The sequence below is a fragment of the Nocardia niwae NBRC 108934 = DSM 45340 genome, from assembly GCF_001613465.1.
Lineage (GTDB): Bacteria > Actinomycetota > Actinomycetes > Mycobacteriales > Mycobacteriaceae > Nocardia > Nocardia niwae.
This window is the reverse complement of sequence record NZ_BDCK01000032.1, coordinates 1-18,632: the sequence shown is the minus strand read 5'-3', so window position 1 is coordinate 18,632 and position 18,632 is coordinate 1. Positions and strand designations below refer to the sequence as shown.

The 18,632-nt window shown below is 68.6% G+C and carries 13 protein-coding genes and 1 riboswitch; of the genes, 6 read left to right on the top strand and 7 right to left on the bottom strand.

The window, feature by feature from the left end; all coding sequences use genetic code 11:
* Positions 1–7: 7 nt before the first annotated feature.
* Positions 8–1,327: an aminotransferase class V-fold PLP-dependent enzyme gene (locus NNI01S_RS22810; protein ID WP_063022183.1), complete on the bottom strand. Its 1,320-nt coding sequence runs from the start codon at positions 1,325–1,327 to the stop codon at positions 8–10.
* A gap of 47 nt (positions 1,328–1,374) precedes the next feature.
* Positions 1,375–1,488, bottom strand: a riboswitch (SAM riboswitch).
* Positions 1,489–2,162: 674 nt separating this feature from the next.
* Here NNI01S_RS22810 and NNI01S_RS22805 point away from each other — a divergent pair.
* Positions 2,163–6,071 carry a Pls/PosA family non-ribosomal peptide synthetase gene (locus NNI01S_RS22805; protein WP_063022182.1) on the top strand — a complete coding sequence of 1,303 codons (3,909 nt, stop codon included), beginning with the start codon at positions 2,163–2,165 and terminating at the stop codon, positions 6,069–6,071.
* A complete protein-coding gene (locus tag NNI01S_RS22800; protein WP_084489230.1) occupies positions 6,071–7,420 on the top strand; it encodes a M1 family metallopeptidase in 1,350 nt (449 codons plus the stop codon). The genes NNI01S_RS22805 and NNI01S_RS22800 overlap by 1 nt, the downstream gene beginning before the upstream one ends.
* Here NNI01S_RS22800 and NNI01S_RS22795 read toward each other — a convergent pair whose 3' ends face one another.
* Positions 7,421–7,606 carry a hypothetical protein gene (locus NNI01S_RS22795; protein WP_063022181.1) on the bottom strand — a complete coding sequence of 62 codons (186 nt, stop codon included), beginning with the start codon at positions 7,604–7,606 and terminating at the stop codon, positions 7,421–7,423.
* A 27-nt stretch (positions 7,607–7,633) separates the two neighbouring features.
* Positions 7,634–8,092, bottom strand: coding sequence for a DUF2752 domain-containing protein (locus NNI01S_RS22790; RefSeq protein ID WP_063022180.1), 459 nt, complete (start codon positions 8,090–8,092; stop codon positions 7,634–7,636).
* 272 nt (positions 8,093–8,364) lie between these two features.
* Here NNI01S_RS22790 and NNI01S_RS22785 point away from each other — a divergent pair, with 272 nt between their 5' ends.
* From NNI01S_RS22785 to NNI01S_RS22775, 3 genes are all read left to right on the top strand, one after another.
* Positions 8,365–9,417 (top strand): alpha/beta fold hydrolase, encoded by a 1,053-nt coding sequence (locus NNI01S_RS22785; protein ID WP_063022179.1) that lies wholly within the window; start codon positions 8,365–8,367, stop codon positions 9,415–9,417.
* A 276-nt stretch (positions 9,418–9,693) separates the two neighbouring features.
* Entirely contained in the window at positions 9,694–10,149 is a 456-nt protein-coding gene (locus NNI01S_RS22780) for a hypothetical protein (RefSeq protein WP_157114928.1), read from the top strand.
* Between the two features lie 102 nt (positions 10,150–10,251).
* On the top strand, positions 10,252–10,671 hold the full coding sequence (locus NNI01S_RS22775) for a PPOX class F420-dependent oxidoreductase (RefSeq protein WP_063022177.1): 420 nt from the start codon (positions 10,252–10,254) through the stop codon (positions 10,669–10,671).
* Positions 10,672–10,737: 66 nt separating this feature from the next.
* Here the strand turns inward: NNI01S_RS22775 and NNI01S_RS22770 are convergent, their stop codons facing one another.
* The 4 genes from NNI01S_RS22770 to NNI01S_RS22755 form a co-directional block, all read right to left on the bottom strand.
* The gene (locus NNI01S_RS22770; protein ID WP_157114927.1) at positions 10,738–11,340 is read right to left on the bottom strand and encodes a hypothetical protein; all 603 of its coding nucleotides are present in this window, start codon (positions 11,338–11,340) and stop codon (positions 10,738–10,740) included.
* Positions 11,341–11,480: 140 nt separating this feature from the next.
* The gene (locus NNI01S_RS22765) at positions 11,481–13,103 is read right to left on the bottom strand and encodes an MFS transporter (protein WP_245676331.1); all 1,623 of its coding nucleotides are present in this window, start codon (positions 13,101–13,103) and stop codon (positions 11,481–11,483) included.
* A 360-nt stretch (positions 13,104–13,463) separates the two neighbouring features.
* Positions 13,464–14,723: a PP2C family protein-serine/threonine phosphatase gene (locus NNI01S_RS22760; protein WP_063022175.1), complete on the bottom strand. Its 1,260-nt coding sequence runs from the start codon at positions 14,721–14,723 to the stop codon at positions 13,464–13,466.
* Entirely contained in the window at positions 14,720–15,529 is an 810-nt protein-coding gene (locus NNI01S_RS22755; protein ID WP_063022174.1) for an alpha/beta fold hydrolase, read from the bottom strand. The genes NNI01S_RS22760 and NNI01S_RS22755 overlap by 4 nt, the downstream gene beginning before the upstream one ends.
* A 566-nt stretch (positions 15,530–16,095) precedes the next feature.
* On the opposite strand from NNI01S_RS22755, the gene NNI01S_RS22750 reads away from it, so the two are divergent.
* On the top strand, positions 16,096–18,549 hold the full coding sequence (locus NNI01S_RS22750) for an FHA domain-containing protein (protein ID WP_063022173.1): 2,454 nt from the start codon (positions 16,096–16,098) through the stop codon (positions 18,547–18,549).
* The last annotated feature ends 83 nt before the right edge of the window (positions 18,550–18,632 follow it).

The following is an 18,632-nucleotide window of genomic DNA, read 5'->3' as shown; positions in this document are numbered from 1 at the left end:
CGCGGTTTCAGCCGACGAGGCAGGGGGCCGCGCCGCTGGGGGCGGTGGAGGTGAAGGGGCGTGTTTCCGGCGTGGGGTTCCATACGCCGTTCTCGGCGGCGTAGTTCCAGGCGGGGCCCGTGGCCACGAGGGTGGCGACCGCCTCGATCAGGCGGTCGACGTCGGCGGAGGTGGTGCCGAGGCCGATGCTGGCGCGCAGCGCGCCGTCCAGGCCGAGGCGGGTGAGCAGGGGGTGGGCGCAGAAGCGACCATCGCGAACGCCGATGCCGTGTTCGGCGGAGAGATAGGCGGCGACGTGGCCGGGGGCGAAAGCGTCGAGGGTGAACGCGACGATGCCGACGGAGTCGAGGCCGTCGGTCCAGATGCGCAACAGCTGGACGCCGGGAATCGCGGCCAAGCCGTCGCGGAGACGGTCGGCGAGCCGGTGTTCGTGCGCGGCAAGGGTTTCGGCGTCGATAGCACAGAGCGCGTCACAGGCGGCGGCCAGCGCGGCGGCCCCGAGCACGTTCGGCGACCCGGCTTCGTGCCGCTGCGGCGCCAGCGCCCATTCGGCCTCGTCGGTGCGCACCTCGCGGACAGCGCCGCCGCCCGCCAGATAGGGCCGCGCTGCGTCGAGCCAATCCCGCTTGCCTACCAGCACACCCGCACCGAAAGGCGCGTAGAGCTTGTGCCCGGAGAACGCCAGGTAGTCGATTCCGGTGTCGCACAGGCTGATCCGCCGATGCGGCGCCAGCTGGGCCGCGTCCACCAGGATCCGGGCGCCGCACTGGTGCGCGATGGTTGCCAGCCGCTCCAGCGGCAGCACCTCGCCGGTCACGTTCGACGCACCGGTCACCGCGAGCAATGCGACCGGCCTGCTGCACAGTTCGGCGACCAGCCTGCCGATGGTCTCCTCGACCGTGTCGGCGGCCTGCACGACGCGCCTGCCCTGCCTGGTCCAGGGCAGGAAGTTGGCGTGGTGCTCGATGTCGAGGACCACGGTGTCGCCGGGCACGCAGGATGCGAGCAGGTTGAGCGAGTCGGTGGTGTTGCGGGTGAAGACCACCACCTGGTCGTCGGCGGCGTCGAGGAAGCGGGAGACCGACCCGCGGGCGGCCTCGTAGCACTCGGTGGAGATCCGGGAGGCGTAGCCCGCGCCGCGATGCACGCTGGCGTAGAACGGCAGCAGCTGCTGCACTCGGTCGGTGACCTGCGTCAATGCCGGTGCGCTCGCCGCGTAGTCGAAGTTGGCGTAGGTCGCGGTTCCGCCCTGCACCAGAGGTACGAGCAGTTCGTCACCGGAGACCCGGGCGAGGGCGGCACAGGTGTTGTCGACAGCAGTAGTCATCACGTGAATCCCGTCGGCTCAGGGACCCGCAATCGAATGATTCGTCGAGTCCGCGCTTGCCGCGCCCGGTCGGGCGGCGGCCGGGTCGTCACCCGGAGCACCCCACCGCGGAGGAGGGTTGCCGGCCAGCAAGCCGGGGCTTCGCGCTGGCACTCATGACCTGACCCGAGAGTGGCAGAAGCGCCCCGGCACTGTCAACCACGTCGGACCCCGAGTCCCCACGAGCACCGCGTGGACATAACCACCGCGCGCGAGCCATTACAAGCACCCCCACGACGACGCGCGAGCCGCGCCCGCCTCGGGATTCGACGCGTCGCCCGGCACCTGGCGTCGGCGCCGTGAACGGCCCATCGGCTCGGTTCGCTCGGCGGTTACCACCGCGCCGATGGGATACCGAGCCGAGTGCGATACGCGCGGGTGACTTCCCGCGCGTCGTCTCCGGAGCACGCTTCGCCAACCGGGCCGATCTGCGTTGTCCTGCCCGGAAGTCCCTTCGCCACCGGGCGGCGCATTCGGCCCAGGAAGCCCGGCCGGATGGCGGAGTTCGCGCCGCTTCGATGAGCGGAATCACAGTTCCGCTCCAGCGATCATCCGGCGAACGCGGGGATGAACCCGCGACCAGCGATTTGCCCTGCCGGAGCGGCGAATACCCGGCCCACCTGCAACAACGATGACGACACCGGTGGCTCCGGCGCCCCGTCCGGTGAACAACAAACGACGACAACCCCGGGTACTGTGGACAACTGGCCAACGCGGCGTTTGCCCTTTGGTAACCCAGATATGACACAACAACGGGAAAGTGTGAGGCGAGTCGATGGGAGGTGCGCAGAGCACCATGCTCGAGACAGACGTCGACGCGCCGGCGCGCCCGTTGTCGCGCGGCGATCGCGCGCCCGAACCGAGGACGCTCGTCGACATCCTCACCGCGACTGCGCTCGCCCATCCCGACGCCCCCGCCATCGATGACGGCGACGCGGTGCTGTCCTATCTGGAGCTGGTCGTCGAGATCGAGAAGATCATGGCTCGCCTCGCCACCGCGGGCGTACGTCCGGGCGACCGCGTCGGCGTGCGCATGCCGTCGGGCACCCGGGGGCTGTACGTGACCATTCTCGCCGTCCTGTACTCCGGCGCCGCTTACGTGCCGGTCGACGCCGACGACCCGGACGAGCGCGCGCAGCTGGTCTTCGGTGAGGCGCAGGTCACCGCGATCGTGACCGCGGCGGGCATCGAGACCACCGCCGCGGGCATCCGCGCCGCCGAACAGCAGCGCGAGCCGACCTGGTCGACGCTGCCGAGCCCGGGCGACGACGCCTGGATCATCTTCACCTCCGGTTCCACCGGCACGCCGAAAGGCGTTGCCGTCACCCACCGCAACGCGGCCGCCTTCGTCGACGCAGAAGCCGACCTGTTCCTCCGTGACGCCCCGCTCGGTCCGGGCGACCGGGTGCTCGCGGGCCTGTCGGTCGCGTTCGACGCCTCCTGCGAGGAGATGTGGCTGGCCTGGCGCAACGGCGCCTGCCTGGTGCCAGCCCCGCGCGAGTTGGTCCGCACCGGCGCGGATCTCGGTCCCTGGCTGGTGCGGCGGGAGATCAGCGTGGTCTCGACCGTGCCGACCCTGGCGGCGACCTGGCCGGTCGAGGCGCTGGAGGCGGTGCGCCTGCTCATCTTCGGCGGCGAGGCCGTGCCGCCGGAACTCGCCGAGCGTGTCGCCGGCGACGGTGATTCGGCACGCGAGGTGTGGAACACCTACGGCCCCACCGAAGCCACGGTCGTCGCCTGCGCCGCACGATTGGACGGCCAGTGGCCGATCCGGATCGGCCTGCCGCTCAACGGCTGGGACCTGGTCGTGGTCGACCAGGCGGGTAATCCGGTGGCCGAGGGCGAATCCGGGGAGTTGGTGATCGGCGGCGTCGGTCTCGCTCGCTATCTCGACCCGGTCAAGGACGCCGAGAAATACGCGCCACTGGCCTCCGTCGGCTGGGCGCGCGCCTACCGCAGTGGCGACCTGGTGCGCAACGACAGCGCGGGCCTCGTCTTCCTCGGCCGCGCCGACGATCAGATCAAACTCGGCGGGCGACGCATCGAACTCGGCGAGATCGACAACGCTCTGCAGCACCTGCCCGGCGTCACCGGCGCCGCGACGGCCATCCGAACGACCAAGGCGGGCAACAAGCTTCTGGTCGGCTACCTCACCGGACCCGGCCCGGACTTCGACGCCAAGGCCGCGCGCGCGGTCCTCGCCGAGCGTCTTCCGGCGCCGCTGGTGCCCCGGCTCGCGGTGGTCGACGAGCTGCCCACCCGCACGTCCGGCAAGGTCGACCGGGACGCGCTGCCCTGGCCGCTGCCCAACGCCGAGGACGACGACGACAACGAGCTGACCGGCACGGCCCTGTGGGTCGCCGGACTGTGGGACGCCATTCTCGGTGCGGAGGCGAGCGACCTCGACGCGGACTTCTTCGACTTGGGCGGTGGCTCGCTCGCAGCGGCGCAACTGGTCACCGCCCTGCGCGAACGGTATCCGCAGATCGCCGTCGCCGACGTCTACGACCATCCGCGCCTCGGCGCGCTGGCCGACCTGCTGGAGCAGACCACGCCCGCGGTGGCCGTCGCCGAGCGGACGGTGCGGCCGACGCCATTGCCAGCGCAAGCCGTCCAGGTGCTCGCCACCATCCCGCTCACCACGCTCACCGGGCTGCAGTGGCTGACCTGGCTGGCGATCGTCGGCAACATCGCGGCCTGGTCCGGCTCGCTGCCGTGGCTGCCGCAGCTGTCCTGGTGGTGGACGCTGGCCGCGTTCCTGCTGTTCATCTCGCCGCCCGGCCGCATGACGATCTGTGTGGCCGGCGCGCGGCTGCTGCTGCGCGGCATCCGGCCTGGCCGCTATCCGCGTGGCGGGTCGGTGCATCTGCGGCTGTGGGCGGCCGTCCGCCTCTCCGAGGCGAGCGGCGCCGAGAACCTGTCCGGAGCGCCGTGGATGGTGCCGTTCGCCCGCGCGCTCGGCGCGAAGATCGGCAAGGGCGTCGACCTGCACAGTCTCCCGCCGGTGACCGGCATGCTCGACCTCGGCGACGGATGCAGCGTGGAGCCGGAAGTCGACCTGTCCGGGTACTGGATCGACGGCGACGTGGTGCATCTGGGCCCGATCACCGTCGGCCCCGGCGCGGTGGTCGGCTCACGATCGATCCTGCTGCCTGGCACGAGAATCGGCAGGAACGCCGAGGTGGCGCCCGGTTCGGCGGTGTCGGGCAAGGTGAAGGCCGAACAGGAGTGGGCCGGTTCGCCCGCGGTGAAGGTGGGCAAGGCCCAGCACCGCTGGCCCGCGCACACGCCCGATCGCGCCCGGCACTGGGTCGCGGTCTTCGGCGTCACGTCGATGGTGTTGGCGGCCATGCCGGTTCTCGGCATCGGCGCAGGCGGCGCGTTCCTCGCCTGGTTCGTGCGCGACACCCGCACGCTCGCGGACGGCGCCGCCCGCGCGTTCGCGGTCCTGCCCCTCGCCACGCTGCTCAGCCTGGGTGTCTACGCGGCGGCGACCATCGTCGCGGTCCGCCTGCTGAGCATCGGCCTGACCGAGGGCTACCACCCGGTGCGCAGCCGGGTCGGCTGGCAGGCATGGGCCACCGAGCGGCTGCTGGATTCCGCGCGCACCTTCCTTTTCCCGCTGTACGCCAGCCTGCTCACCCCCGTGTGGCTGCGCTTGCTCGGCGCGAAGGTGGGCAAAAGCGTCGAGGCGTCCACGGTGCTGCTGCTGCCGAAGTTCACCACGGTCGCCGATGGAGCGTTCCTGGCCGATGACACGATGATCGCCGGTTACGAGCTCGGCGGGGGCTGGCTGCACATCGGTGCGGCGAAGGTGGGCAAACGCGCCTTCCTCGGCAACTCCGGGATGACCGCCCCCGGCCGCCGGGTCCCGAAGAACGGGCTGGTCGCGGTCCTGTCGGCGGCGCCGTCGAAGGCCAAGGCGGGGTCGTCCTGGCTGGGCAGCCCGCCGGTCCGGCTGCGCCGCGCGGCGGAGAACGCCGACACGGCGCGCACCTTCGATCCGCCGGCCCGCCTGCGCGTCGCCCGCGGCCTCGTGGAGACCTGCCGCTTGCTCCCGGTGCTGGTGACCTTCGCGATCGGCCTCGGTGTGCTGTGCTCCCTCGCGTGGCTCGCGCGAACCTTCGGCCACCTGGCCGCCGGGCTGCTCAGCGGGGTGGTGCTGCTGGTCGCCGGCGCCGTCGCGGGGGCGAGCGCGGTAGCCGCCAAGTGGTTGCTGGTCGGGCGGATCAGGACCGGGGAGCATCCGCTGTGGAGCTCGTTCGTCTGGCGCAACGAGGTCTCCGACACGTTCGTGGAAACGGTTGCCGCGCCGTGGTTCGCCCGCGCGGCGACCGGGACGCCCGTACTGAACCTCTGGCTGCGCGGTCTCGGCGCCCACATCGGACGCGGGGTATGGTGCGAGTCCTACTGGCTACCGGAGGCGGACCTGGTGACTCTCGGCGACGGCGCGACCGTGGAACGCGGCTGTGTGGTGCAGACCCACCTGTTCCACGACCGGATCATGGCCATGGACACCGTCGCTCTCGGCGCGGGCGCCACCCTCGGTCCGCACTGCGTGGCGCTGCCCGCTTCGGCGCTCGGCGACGGCGCGACCATCGGCCCGGCTTCCCTGGTCATGCGCGGGGACACGGTGCCCGCCTCGACGCGCTGGTGGGGCAACCCGATCGCGCCCTGGTTCACGGGCGATCCCGGGGCGCGCTGATGGCGGGCAAGTTCTACGAAGCCCCCATCGACGAGTACCTCCCGCAGAACGGCAACCGGGGCTACCGGGTCTCCCGGTACGAGCTGGAGCTGGCCTATCGGGTCTCGGCCAACCGGCTCACCGGCCGCGCCGCTATCACGGCGGTCGCCACCGAGGCACGGCCTCGGTTCGCACTCGATCTTTCCCAAGCGCTGAGCGTCTCGAAGGTGTCGGTCAACGGCGCGAAGGCCGCGAAATACACCCATCAGCACGGCAAACTGGTGATCACGCCGCAGCAGCGGATTCCGGCGGGTGGCGCGCTTTCGCTGGTGGTGCAGTACGGCGGCACCCCGAAACCGGTGCGCGGACCATGGGGCGAGGTCGGGTGGGAAGAACTCACCGAAGGCGCGCTCGTGGCCAGCCAGCCCAACGGCGCGGCCTCCTGGTTCCCCTGCGACGACCACCCGAGTTCCAAAGCGAGCTACCGCATCTCGATCACCACCGACTCGCCGTACTACGCGGTGGCCAACGGAACCCTGCTGCGCAAGCAGAGCAAGTCCAGTCAGACCACCTGGGTGTACGAGCAGCCCGAACCGATGTCGACCTATCTGGCCACCATCCAGATCGGTCACTATCGCAAGCACCGCATCGGTTCGCCGCATTCCGCGGTGCCGATGCATGCGATCCTGCCCCCGCGGCTGCGGGCCGGCTTCGATCACGACTTCGCTCGTCAGCCGAGGATGCTCGAGGTCTTCAGCGAGCGGTTCGGCCCGTACCCGTTCGCGGACTACACCGTGGTCGTCACCGATGACGAGCTCGAGATCCCGATCGAAGCGCAGGGCCTGTCCATCTTCGGCGCCAACCACTGCGACGGCCGCCGCGGCGCCGAGCGACTGGTCGCGCACGAGCTGGCCCACCAGTGGTTCGGCAACAGCCTGACCATCCGCCAGTGGCGGGACATCTGGCTGCACGAAGGCTTCGCCTGCTACGCGGAATGGATCTGGTCGGAGGCGGCCGGCGGCCCCACCGCCGATCAGCTGGCTCGCGCCGCTCGCCACAACCTCTCCCGCGAGCCTCAGGACATCGTCATCGGTGATCCCGGACCGCAACGCATGTTCGACGATCGGGTCTACAAACGGGGTGCGCTCACGTTGCACGCCCTGCGCTTGGAACTCGGCGACCCCTCGTTCTTCGACCTGCTCCGGGAGTGGACCATTCGCTACCGCCACTCGTCGGTGACCACCGAGGAATTCACCGACCTGGCGGGGCACTACAGCCTGGTGTCGCTGCGTCCGCTGTGGGACAGCTGGCTGCTCGCCGAGCGACTACCGCAGCTGCCGCCCTACGGCGGCGGCGCGACGACGGCCTGATCAGAACACCAGATAGCGCGCGGCGAGTTCCTCGACGAGCGGATCGTCCTCCGGCACGTTCGCCAGCGCGTCCAGATCGGTCTCCACCGCGATCTGACGGGGATCGTCGTGCTCGGTGTCCCGCGGGTCCTCGATGAGCTGGCGCAGCAATTTCTGCCGCACCCTGGTCTTCAGCGAATCGTTCATACTTTCGGATGCCCCCATACCGGCTTGTTACACCGGTGTAAACAAAGTTCCCCACGGGGTGTTCCGCACGACCGTGTAGACCGCCAGCAGGGCGAAGAACGTCCACATGGTGGTCCGGCTGATCGAGGGCAGCCGCATCTTCCCACCGCGCCATGCCTGGACGGTCCAGTCCAGCACCCACACCGCCAAGGCCAGGACCAGCGGAAGCGCGAGCAAGTTGCTGTGCAGGGCATCGACGATGTGGCCGTCGGTGAGGTTGTGCACGGCGCGCATGCCGCCGCAGCCGGGGCAGTACCAGCCGGTGAGCGCGTAGACCGGGCAGGTGCCGTAGGAACCTTCGACGTGCGGGTCGCGGACGTGCAGCAGTACGCCGACGCCCACGCCGAGACCCGCGACGAGCAGCGGAAGCGCCGCCCCGCGCCACCCGGTCTTCGGCTTGTTTCCCGGAGCCGTCACCGGGGCGGAGGCAGGGTGCGCGATGTCCACGAGTCAACGGTAACCGCGCGGTGATTGCGCCGCTACAGCGCTACTTCGGCTGCGCGAGCCGGAGCACATGACGGACGTGCCCCCGGCAGCGCCATCGAGGTCCGACGACCTCGGAAAAAGCACGGGCGATTTTTTCCGCCGAGATGATCTTTTGGGGTATCGGAACCGGGGGTACTCCCCGATATAGACCAGGAACACCGTCGTACGGCGCTAACACTAGCAAGCAGCGCTGCTTGCACTGTACGGTGACGGTGAACACAAAGGAGTGCTCGATGCTGGTGAAGTCGATGAGGACGCTGGCGGACGCGCATAACGGTGCGCTGACCGCCGATTATCGGGCCGGACTGCGGTCCCGGACCTTCGGGACGGCGTCGTTGAACAGGCCAACTGCCCGTCACGCGGTCATCCCGGTCACCACCAAGGACGGCGCCCGCCTGCGAGTGCACGCGTACGGCCCCGCCAAGGGCGATGTGATCGTGCTGATCCACGGCTGGAGCTGCAGCATCGAGTACTGGAACCCGCAGATCAACGCGTTCGCCGACCGGTATCGCGTGGTCTGCTACGACCAGCGCGGCCATGGCGCCAGCGAACTCGGCAAGACCGCCCCCAGCAAAGAGTCGCTGGCCGACGATCTGTCGGCGGTATTGAAGGCCACGCTCCGCCCCGGCCAGCGGGCCGTGCTGGTCGGCCACAGCATGGGCGGCATCACCGTGCAGGCGTGGGCCGCTCGCTATCCGGAGCAGGTTCGCAAGCAGGCCGCCGCGGCCGTGCTGTTGAACAGCTCGTCCGGCAACATCCGCTACGACACCGATCTGCTTCCGCTGCTGAACAAGCCGTTGACCCTGGCGGACCGGCCGGTCACCCTGTTCGGCGCCGCCGTGCGGATGCCGATGATCGTCGCGGAGACGCTGCTCACCGCCCCGGTCCCGCTGCCGGGCGGCTGGCCCGTCGGCGCGCTGCTCAAGGCGCGCGTGATGACCCCGCACGCCACGGCCGACCAGGTGGAGTTCGCACTGGGCATCGTGCGCTCGTGCCGCCCTCTGACTCGGGGCAGGCACGCCGCCGCGCTCGCCGACATGGATCTCGCCGAGGCTGCCGCCTCCCTGACCGTGCCCACCACGGTGATCGCGGGCGCCCACGATCGCTTGCTGCCCGAGCGCATGTCTCGCCGCATCGCAGACGCCCTGGCCGAGACCGGCCACCTGGCCGCGTACCACGTGTGGCCCACCGGTCACCTGGGCAATATCGAGGCCGCCGACCGCTTCAACGCGGAATTGGCCGCTATCGCCGAGAGCGCGCACCTGCGCTCCGCAGCCGCAGGCTGACCTTCGCCGTTGCTCCTGGCCCGGTCGAAGATGTCCGGCCCAGGAGAACGCACCTCCCGCGACACTGGCGGTCGAGCACCTCGTCCGTTTGTTTGCCAGGTCGATACTGCATCAAGATCAATTTCTGAAGCACCGGTCGTTCACCACGGAATTCCGACATTCCTCCGTTGATTCCCACTGCTCCCAGCTCTTTCGTCGCATACTCCCGTTAACACTTGGCGAACTCACGGCGACACAGCAGGCAGACAGTTTCGGGTTCCGACGAAGGGAGCAGCGGTGAATGTCTGGCGGGGCGTGGCGGTTACGATTCTGGCCATCGGCGCACTCGGCGCGAGCACTCCGGCGGCCTCCGCGCTTCCGCTCGGCGTCCCTCCCGCGCGGACGCTCTGTGGTGGCGGCGGCGCGGGCATCGGAATGATCGCCGCCTTCTACGACTCCACCCGCAACTACTCGGGCGTTCCCACACTCTGGATCCACCCGGAGTTCGTCTATACGCCCAATCGCCCGGGCGGAACCTGTGGCGTAACGGTGACCGTTTCCTGGCGCAACTCCGACACCGGCGCGCTGGGCACCTTGCCCCCGATCCGGCTCGACGACAACACACCGGCCGAGGAGAACGCCGCCGGTTCGTGGGTGCCGGTGAGCATTCCGTCCGGCCTCGGCCGAGTGGAAGTCCTCATCGCGACCGACGCTCCCCATGTCCCGGGGAAGGGAGTCTTCGTAGTCACGTAGCAGGCATCCGATGCCCCGGTTCGACCGGCGCGCGGTATCCCGCTCGGCGAGCACCGGCCGCAGAGCGGGAATGAATACGCCCGGCGCGCGGTAGAACAACACATGCAACTGGACGACGACGCTCGCGCACTCATCGGGTCCGGTGCCGACGCAACGCTGGTCACGCTCAACCCGGACGGCAGCCCGCAGGTCTCGGTCGTCTGGGTGGCTCTGCAGTCGGCACCGGACGGCGACGAACTGGTCACCGCCCACCTCGGCGTCTACCAGAAGATTCGCAACATCCGTCGCGACCCGCGCGTCGCGGTGACCATCCTCTCTCCGGAACCGGGCGAGGTGATGCGCCCCTACCTTTCGATCAGCGGCACGGCCCGCGTCGTCGAGGGCGGCGCACCGGAATTGCTCAGGGAACTCGCCGCGACGATGACGGGCCCGGGCGTCGAATTCCCGCCGCCGGACGCCCCGCCCGGTTACCTCACCCGGATCCGGATCGACAAGGTCGGCGGCATCGGCCCCTGGGCCTGAAAGCCGCCCGCATCGCCCGCCGTAGTCGGCGGACACACGGCCGAGCCCGCGCGGTGGAGCACGGGCTCAGCCGGAGTGCTTGCGCGCCTTCTCGCGCCGAATCCATTGCGCGATGGCCGCCACGGCCGAGAACATCGCGGTCGCCCCGGCCACCAGCGCGGTGCCCGTTAGTTTCGCGGTGGAGAACTCGACGGTTCGCCGGCCCGGCAGCGGATACTGCCCGTTACCCGAGGCCCATCGGATCACGAAGCCGACCTGAGTGCCGAGGTCGGTGGGCGGACCGGACCCGATCATGGAGCGCAGTTCCGGCCCCTTTCCGTTGAGGTAGATCAGGGTGAAGGCGATGAAAAGCGCCATCGCCACGGCGCCGCCGGTGGTCAACCGTGCAAGCGCTTCGGTGCGGGCCCAGAGATTGATCAGCGCGGCCAGGACGGTGAGGAAGATCGCGATGGTGGCGAGGAGCGCCCACTTGCCGCTGAGGTTGGAGTGGGCCGGGGGGTGCTTCGACCACAGGCCCACGAGGGTCGTGGTGATGTGGGTCTGACCGAAGGCGTTGCTCCAGATCGTGCCATCGGGTCCCCCGGTGGTCAGCCACGGCTTGAACAACAAGATGAACGTGATGACGGCTCCGACGGCCGCGAACATGAAGCCCCAGTTGTCTTGGAGCAAAACGCCGAGCGGTCGCCCCCGAGCCCGGAGTTTTGCCACGTCGACCCGAGGTTTCCGAATGCGCCTCACCCAGCGCCTGGGCGAGCCTGCCCGGGATCGCGGATGCTTGCCCGCTTGCCAAGGAGTTGGCTGCACCATCGCTAGTCCGCCTTTGATGAATCGATACAGGACGAGCCGTCAATTAGCGGCTCACTGATCACTGCAACGGGGGCCGCGCCCGCCGGAGCTGGGCCCTGGGCGGCGGCTGATTCCGCGGCCGGTGCTGCTATCGAGGGGTCGACGGCCACGTCGGTCTCCGTTTCCGCCGGCTTCGCCGCGGACAGCGGATCCGCGATGTCCTCCAGGGACTTGCCTTCGGCGTTCACGCCGAAGAACCAGGCGACCAGACCACCGAAGATCATGAACCCGGCGCCGATGAGGTAGCCCACCGTGAGTGGGAAGCGGTCGGGGTCCGGGTTCTCGGCGCCGCCGACCAAGTGCCCGAAGAGGAACGGCGCGACCACCCCACCGACGCCCTGCGCGATGGCGAAGAAGAACGAGATCGCCTGTCCACGCAGTTCCAGCGGGAAGATCTCGCTGACGGTGAGATAGGCCGACGACGCCCCTGCCGAAGCGAAGAAGAAGATGACGCACCAGAACAGGGTTTGCGTGGTGGCGTTGAGGATGCCCGCGTTGAATGCCCAAGCGGAGAGGAACAGCAGCGAGCCGGACCCGAGATACGTTGCGCAGATCATCTTCCGGCGGCCGATGCTGTCGAAGAGGGGGCCGAGCACCAAGGGACCGATCAAATTGCCGACGGCGAAGGGGAAGAAGTAGTAACCCGTGTGGTGTGCGGGCACGTTGTAGAAGTTGATCAACACCAGCCCGACGGTGAAGAAGATCGCGTTGTACAGGAATGCCTGGGTCGCCATCATCGTGAACCCGAGGAAGGAACGAGACGGATACCGCCCGAAGAAGATTCGTGCCATCTGCACGTAGGACAACCGATCGGTGTCCACGATGTCCAAGGCCTTGCTCTCGTCGACCGGGGGGAGTTCGATTCCCCGGCTGCGGACCTGCGCTTCGATCTCGTCGACGGTCCGCTCGGCCTCCGCGGCGCGCCCATGGGTGAGCAGCCAGCGCGGGCTCTCCGGGATGTGCCTGCGCAGGAAGATGATGATGAACCCGAGGACCGGGCCGATGAAGAACCCGATTCGCCATCCCCAGCCGGTGGGAATGAACTGCTCGTTGAACAGCACCAGACTCGCGGCCGCTCCCAAAGCGGCTCCGCCCCAATAGGTGCCGTTGATCGCGATGTCGACCCGGCCCCGGTACTTGGACGGCATGATCTCGTCGATCGCCGAGTTGATCGCCGTGTACTCGCCGCCGATTCCGGTGCCCGCGATGAAGCGGAAGATGTACAGCGACCACGCATTCCAGGAGAATCCGGCCAAGCCGCTGCCGATCAGATAGATCGCCAGGGTCAGGATGAACAGTTTCTTGCGACCGAGCCGGTCGGTGAGCCGGCCGAAGACGAGCGCGCCCACGACCTGGCCCGCCAGATACCACGACGCCATCGCGCCGACCTGCCCGGACGTCAGATGCAGCGTTCCGGCGTCCTGCAGCGGTCCGCCCATGCTGCTGACGATCTGGATCTCGATTCCGTCCAGGATCCAGGAGACGCCCAGCCCGACGACGATGAGCCAGTGGAACTTGGTCCACGGAAGCCGGTCCATCCGGGCGGGCACCAGACTTCGGATTACCTTGGTTTGCGTTTCCAGCACTTGATGATCACCTTGATTCGGAAAAGCCGGATCGTCCACAGGCCCACGGGGGTGTGTCGAGAGTGGATCCGCCATCGCGCGCCGGTGCGGAGGGGACCCGGGATCGCGTCTCGACCTCTGCACTGGCTTCGCTCCTCACCGCCCTGAGCGGACCTGGTAACGCCCGGTTACGTGGAATATTGCGTCGTTGTGAATTGTGCCACCATATAGCGGTACATTAAACCCCGTAGCAGTACTCGGCCCGGACTCTCCGCAGGACCCTGGTCGCCGCTTCGCACACGAAATCGCTTGGGCTGCCCCCACATCCAGGACGGATCCGCTGGACCCATCCGCTCGCGTCCGCTCAGCCGTGTTCCCGGCTCAGCGCGTCGCGCCCGGCAAAGGGGGTAGCGCGTGCACGGCGAGCAGAGCGGTGTCGTCCTCCACTCCGGACCCGAAGGAGCGCAGCAGTCCTCGAAGGGCTTCGATGGCGTCGGAGGCCGTGACCGGCGCCAGAGCGTGGGCGAATTCCAGGAGGGCGCGGTCACCGTAGCGACCACCGTCCTGTGTGGTGCGCGCTTCGGTGAGTCCGTCGGTATAGAGGAGCAGCGTGTCCCCCACGTCCAGCCGGACGCTCCTGGTGACGATCCGGGCGTGCGGAATCGCTCCGATGAGTTGTCCACCCTGAGTATGCATCTCCTGCACGCCGCCGTCGGCCCGCAGGAGCAGGGCAGGCGGGTGCCCGCCGCCCGCCAACGTGATGTCGCAGCCTCCGCGCTCGGGTGTGGGCCTGATCAGTCCGAAGATGATCGTGCAGAACCGCGGGTTGTGGCCGTGGTACCGCTCGGTCAGGGTGGTGTTCAGTGTGTCGAGCACAGCGGCCGGGTCGGGAGTGTAGGCGGTGGCCGTGCGCAGTGTGTAGCGCGCCAGTGAGGTGAGTGCCGCTGCGGGAGCGCCTTTTCCGCAGACGTCGCCCAGGAACATCCCCCACGAGTCGCCGGTGATGGGGAACAGATCGTAGAAGTCGCCGCCGACCTCGTCGGCGGAGGCGATGTGGTAGTACGCGGCGACCTCGAGTCCGGGCACCTGAGGTAGGTCGGGTGGCAGCAGAGTGGTTTGCAGGGTCGCGTTCAGCCGCTGGAGGCGTTCGCGCTCCTGCTCGGCTTCGCGCCGAGCCCGCAGCAGCTCGGTTTCGTAGGCGCGGCGCTCGCGGGCGTCGAAGACGGTGGTGCGAATCAGCAGCGGCTGCCCCTGGCTGCCGGTCTTGACCACCGAACTCACCAGAACGGGTAGTCGGCGGCCGTCGGCGGCCTTCATCTCCAAGGCGATGCCGCGGACTTCGCCCTGCATGCGCAGCAGGGGGGCGAAATGGGTTTCGTGATACAGGCGGCCGCCGACGGTGAGCAGGTCGGAGAAGTGCTTGCGGCCGACCAGTTCATCGCGCTGCCTGCCCAGCCAGCCCAGCAGCGTGGCGTTCACCTTGGCGATGCGGCCGTCCAGCGAGGTGGAGAGGTATCCACAAGGCGCGTTCTCGTACAGGTCCTCGGCGCTGTCCTCGAGCAACGCGGCGAACGCCGCGTCCTCATCCGTCCCCGCGCCGAGCGTACTGCCGCCGTCTCGGTCGCCCGCCGCGCCGGTCATCCGGTTTCTGCGGCGAAGGCGGCGATGGCGGCGGCGGTCTCCGCCGGAGAACTGAGCTGGGGGCAGTGGCCGGTCGCGGTCAGCGTGACGAGGCTGCTGCCCCGGATCCGTTCATGGACGAACGCTCCCACCTCGAGGGGGGCGATGGCGTCGTCGGAGCACTGCAGAATCAGCGTGGGCACGCTCACCGCGTCGAGATCGGCCCGGTTGTCGGACAGGAACGTGACGCGAGCGAAGACCCGCGCGATCTGCGGGTCGGTCCGGCAGAAACTGTTGGTGAGTTCCTCGGCCAGCTCCGGCCGATCCGGGTTACCCATGATGACCGGCGCCATCGCACCCGACCAGCCCAGATAGTTCGCATCCAGCGCCTCGAGCAGTTCCTCGATGTCCGCGGCGCTGAAGCCTCCGCGATACCCCGTTTCCGGATCGTCGATGAAGCAGGGTGAGGGCGCCACCAGCACAAGACCGGCGAATGCCGCGGGCTCGCGTGCGGCGGCGAGCACGCCCATCGTCGCGCTCACCGAGTGCCCGACGAAGATCACCGGCCCGATTTCCAGTTCACGGACCAGCGCCAGTATGTCTTCGACATAGCCGTCCATGCTGGAGTAGCGCTGCGGATTCCAGGCCGACAGATCCGAGCGGCCCGCGCCGACGTGGTCGAACAGGACGACGGTGAAATCCCGCTCCAACACCGGTACGACCAGCCGCCACATGTGCTGGTCGCATCCGAAGCCGTGGGCGAGGACGACCACCGGCGCGCCGGTCTTGCGGCGCACGGTCACATGGTTCCTGCTCAGTACCTCCACACAGACACCTTCGCAGAAAATTCGCGGGAACGCCCGTCACAGGCATTCCGCGCGGCAGCGACGGCGCCTCGGTCTGCCCCCCGGTTGCCGTGTCCCGCCCGTCCTGTGTGGCATGAAGGCGTCACGGGCGGGCGGGATCGCAATCCCCGACGAGGCGGAAGACGTCCGGGGGCAATATTCCCCGTGGGCAGTGGCCCGCGGAGCCGTTCAAAGGACGCGATCCGATATCGGATGCCACGGCAGCAGTCCGACTGGTAACAGTTCTCCGGTAGGAGAAACAGATCGGAAAATGTTCGGGGCCGATTATGCATCCCTGGCGACCGAGCAGACTCTCGAATTCGTTGAGAATTTCACGGAATATTCCGTCCAATCCGAGCGGGGCTCCTGCATGCTCTACCCGGAATGCGATGCGAGCGAACGCCCTCACCCTCCGTTTCCAGTAGCGTTTTCGCTGCTAGAACATGATTTCGCAGGAAGTACGAAACCTGGTGCAGCCGCACTCCGCCAACGGATGACGGGAGGACGACTATTGCGGCGACACTGCGGCGCAGTCGTATACTCGCGTAATGGCGGGTGAAGCTTCCTCCACGAAATTCCCCGAAGCGCCGATTCTCGTGGTGCAGACGCGAGAACGCGTCTACCGGCTCCGCGCCGGGGGCGCATATAACGTCGGTCGCGATCCGGCAGCCGACATTGTCGTGAGCGATCCCCGCGTTTCCTCGTTGCACGCCGTTCTGGAGCGGGGATCGGACGGATGGGAAATCGAGGACGCGCACAGCCTCAATGGGACCTTCTTCGACGGTCACCGTGTCGACCGGATGGTGATCGACCACGACGAAACATTCCAGCTCGGTCACGCCATGGACGGTGAGCGGCTGACCTGCTCGCTGGAGACAACGGCAGGCGCGGAAACCGATGGCGATCCCGGCGGCGACACGATGGTCGTCCGCGACCCCGGCTACGCCCTCGACGACGAAGCGACGGTCACCAAGTTCCACTCCGCCCTGCCCCGGCGGGTTTCGCGAGCGTCCTCGGCGGCGGCGCCGCCCAGCGCGGTCGTGCGGATCACTTCGGGCACGCTGCGGATCGGGCGCGCCGCCGACAACGACATAGTCGTACCCGATCTGATGGTCTCCCGCCATCACGCCGAACTGCAGGTGGTCGGCGCGGGCCGGTACCGGATCGTCGACCTCGACAGCCACAACGGAACCTATGTCAACGGCTCGAGGGCCGACTCCGTGGAACTGTCCGAGTCCGATCTGATCGGCATGGGGCACACCACCTTCCGGCTGGTCGGCGACGAATTGCGCGAGTTCGTCGACACCGGCGACGTGTCGGTCTCGGTGCAGAACCTGGTGGTGCGGACAGCGGAAGGCAAGGTGCTCCTGGACGAGGTGAGCTTCCCCATCCCGGAGCGCTCGCTCGTGGGCGTGATCGGGCCGAGTGGAGCGGGCAAGTCCACGCTGCTCGGCGCGGTCACCGGATTGCGGCCCGCCACGGAGGGGACGGTCCGCTACGACGGACGCGACCTGTACACCGATTACGACGAGCTCCGGCACCGGATCGGGCTGGTCCCGCAAGAGGACATCCTGCACAGCCAGCTGGCGACGCGGCGCGCGCTGCTCTACGCGGCCGAGTTGCGCTTCCCCGGTGACACACGCAGCGAGGAGCGGGAGCAACGGGTCGACGAGGTCCTCGAGGAACTCGGTTTGGCGCGGCACGCCGACACCCGCATCGATAAGCTCTCCGGCGGGCAGCGCAAACGCGTCAGCGTCGCGTTGGAACTGCTGACCAAACCGTCCCTGCTGTTCCTCGACGAACCGACCTCCGGCCTCGATCCCGGCTTGGACAAGACGGTCATGGAAATGCTGGCCGAACTGGCACATGACGGACGCACCGTCATCGTCGTCACGCACAGCGTCGCGAATCTCGATGCCTGCGACCGCTTGCTGGTGCTGGTGCCCGGCGGACGGCTGGCCTACTACGGGCCCCCGGCGGAGGGATTGCAGCAGTTCGGTCAGCGCACCTGGGCCGAGGTGTTCCAGGCGTTCGACCGCGACGAGGACCGTGACTGGGCCGGAGAGTTCCGGGATTCGTCGCGCTTCCAGGATTACGTGGCGGTCGGGCTGACCGACGAGGTCGGCCCGGCGGAGGTGCGCCCACCGGCGCCGCCGCCCCCGCCGCAGTCCAAGTTCAGCCAGCTCAGCACGCTGTGCAGGCGCTATCTGGCGGTGATCGCCTCAGACCGGAGTTATCTGGCTCTGCTCGGCGTGATGCCGCTGATTCTCGGTGGATTGATCGCCGCGGTGCCGTCGGGCGAGGGTTTCGCCGGGGCGCCGGGCAGCAACGTCGATGCCCCGACCAAGCTCATGATCCTGGCCTTCGGCGCCTGCTTCGTCGGCACCGGCAACGCGATTCGCGAGATCGTCAAGGAACAGACGATCTACCGCAGAGAACGCGCGGCCGGCTTGTCCAGCGGGGTCTATCTGATGTCGAAATTCCTGGTTCTGGGCGTGATCACCACGCTGCAGGCGGCGGTGTTGTTCGTGATCGGCACCATCGGTGTGAGCATGCCCGCGAAAGGTTTGTTCACGTCGGCCGAGCTGGAGCTGATTTTGGCGATGGCGATGCTCGGCATCGCGTCGCTGGCTCTTGGCTTGCTGGTGTCGGTGATGGTGAACACGTCGGAGAAGACGCTGCCGCTGCTGATCGTGCTGTCGATGGCGCAGCTGGTGCTCACCGGCGGGCTGGTGCGGCTTCCCGGCACACCCGTTCTCGAGCAACTGTCCTACCTGTCGCCGTCCCGGTGGGGTTTCGGTGCGGGAGCCGCCACCGTCGACCTCGACACTCTCTCCCCGCACGAGGGCGCACCGGACCCCCTCTGGAAACACACCCTCGGTACGTGGCTGCTCGACATGGGGGTCGTCGCCGGGCTCGGCGGCATCTTCCTCGCGCTGGCCTGGTACCGCCTGTACCAGTTGCGTCCCCGCCGCCGCGGCGCCCGCCGCCCGGGGCTGTGACGTCCGGCGTTCTCCGCTGCGGGACATCAGCCGGGAAGGACACCGCCGCCGAGCAGGTCGCGGGTTCGGCCGGCGCAGTGCAC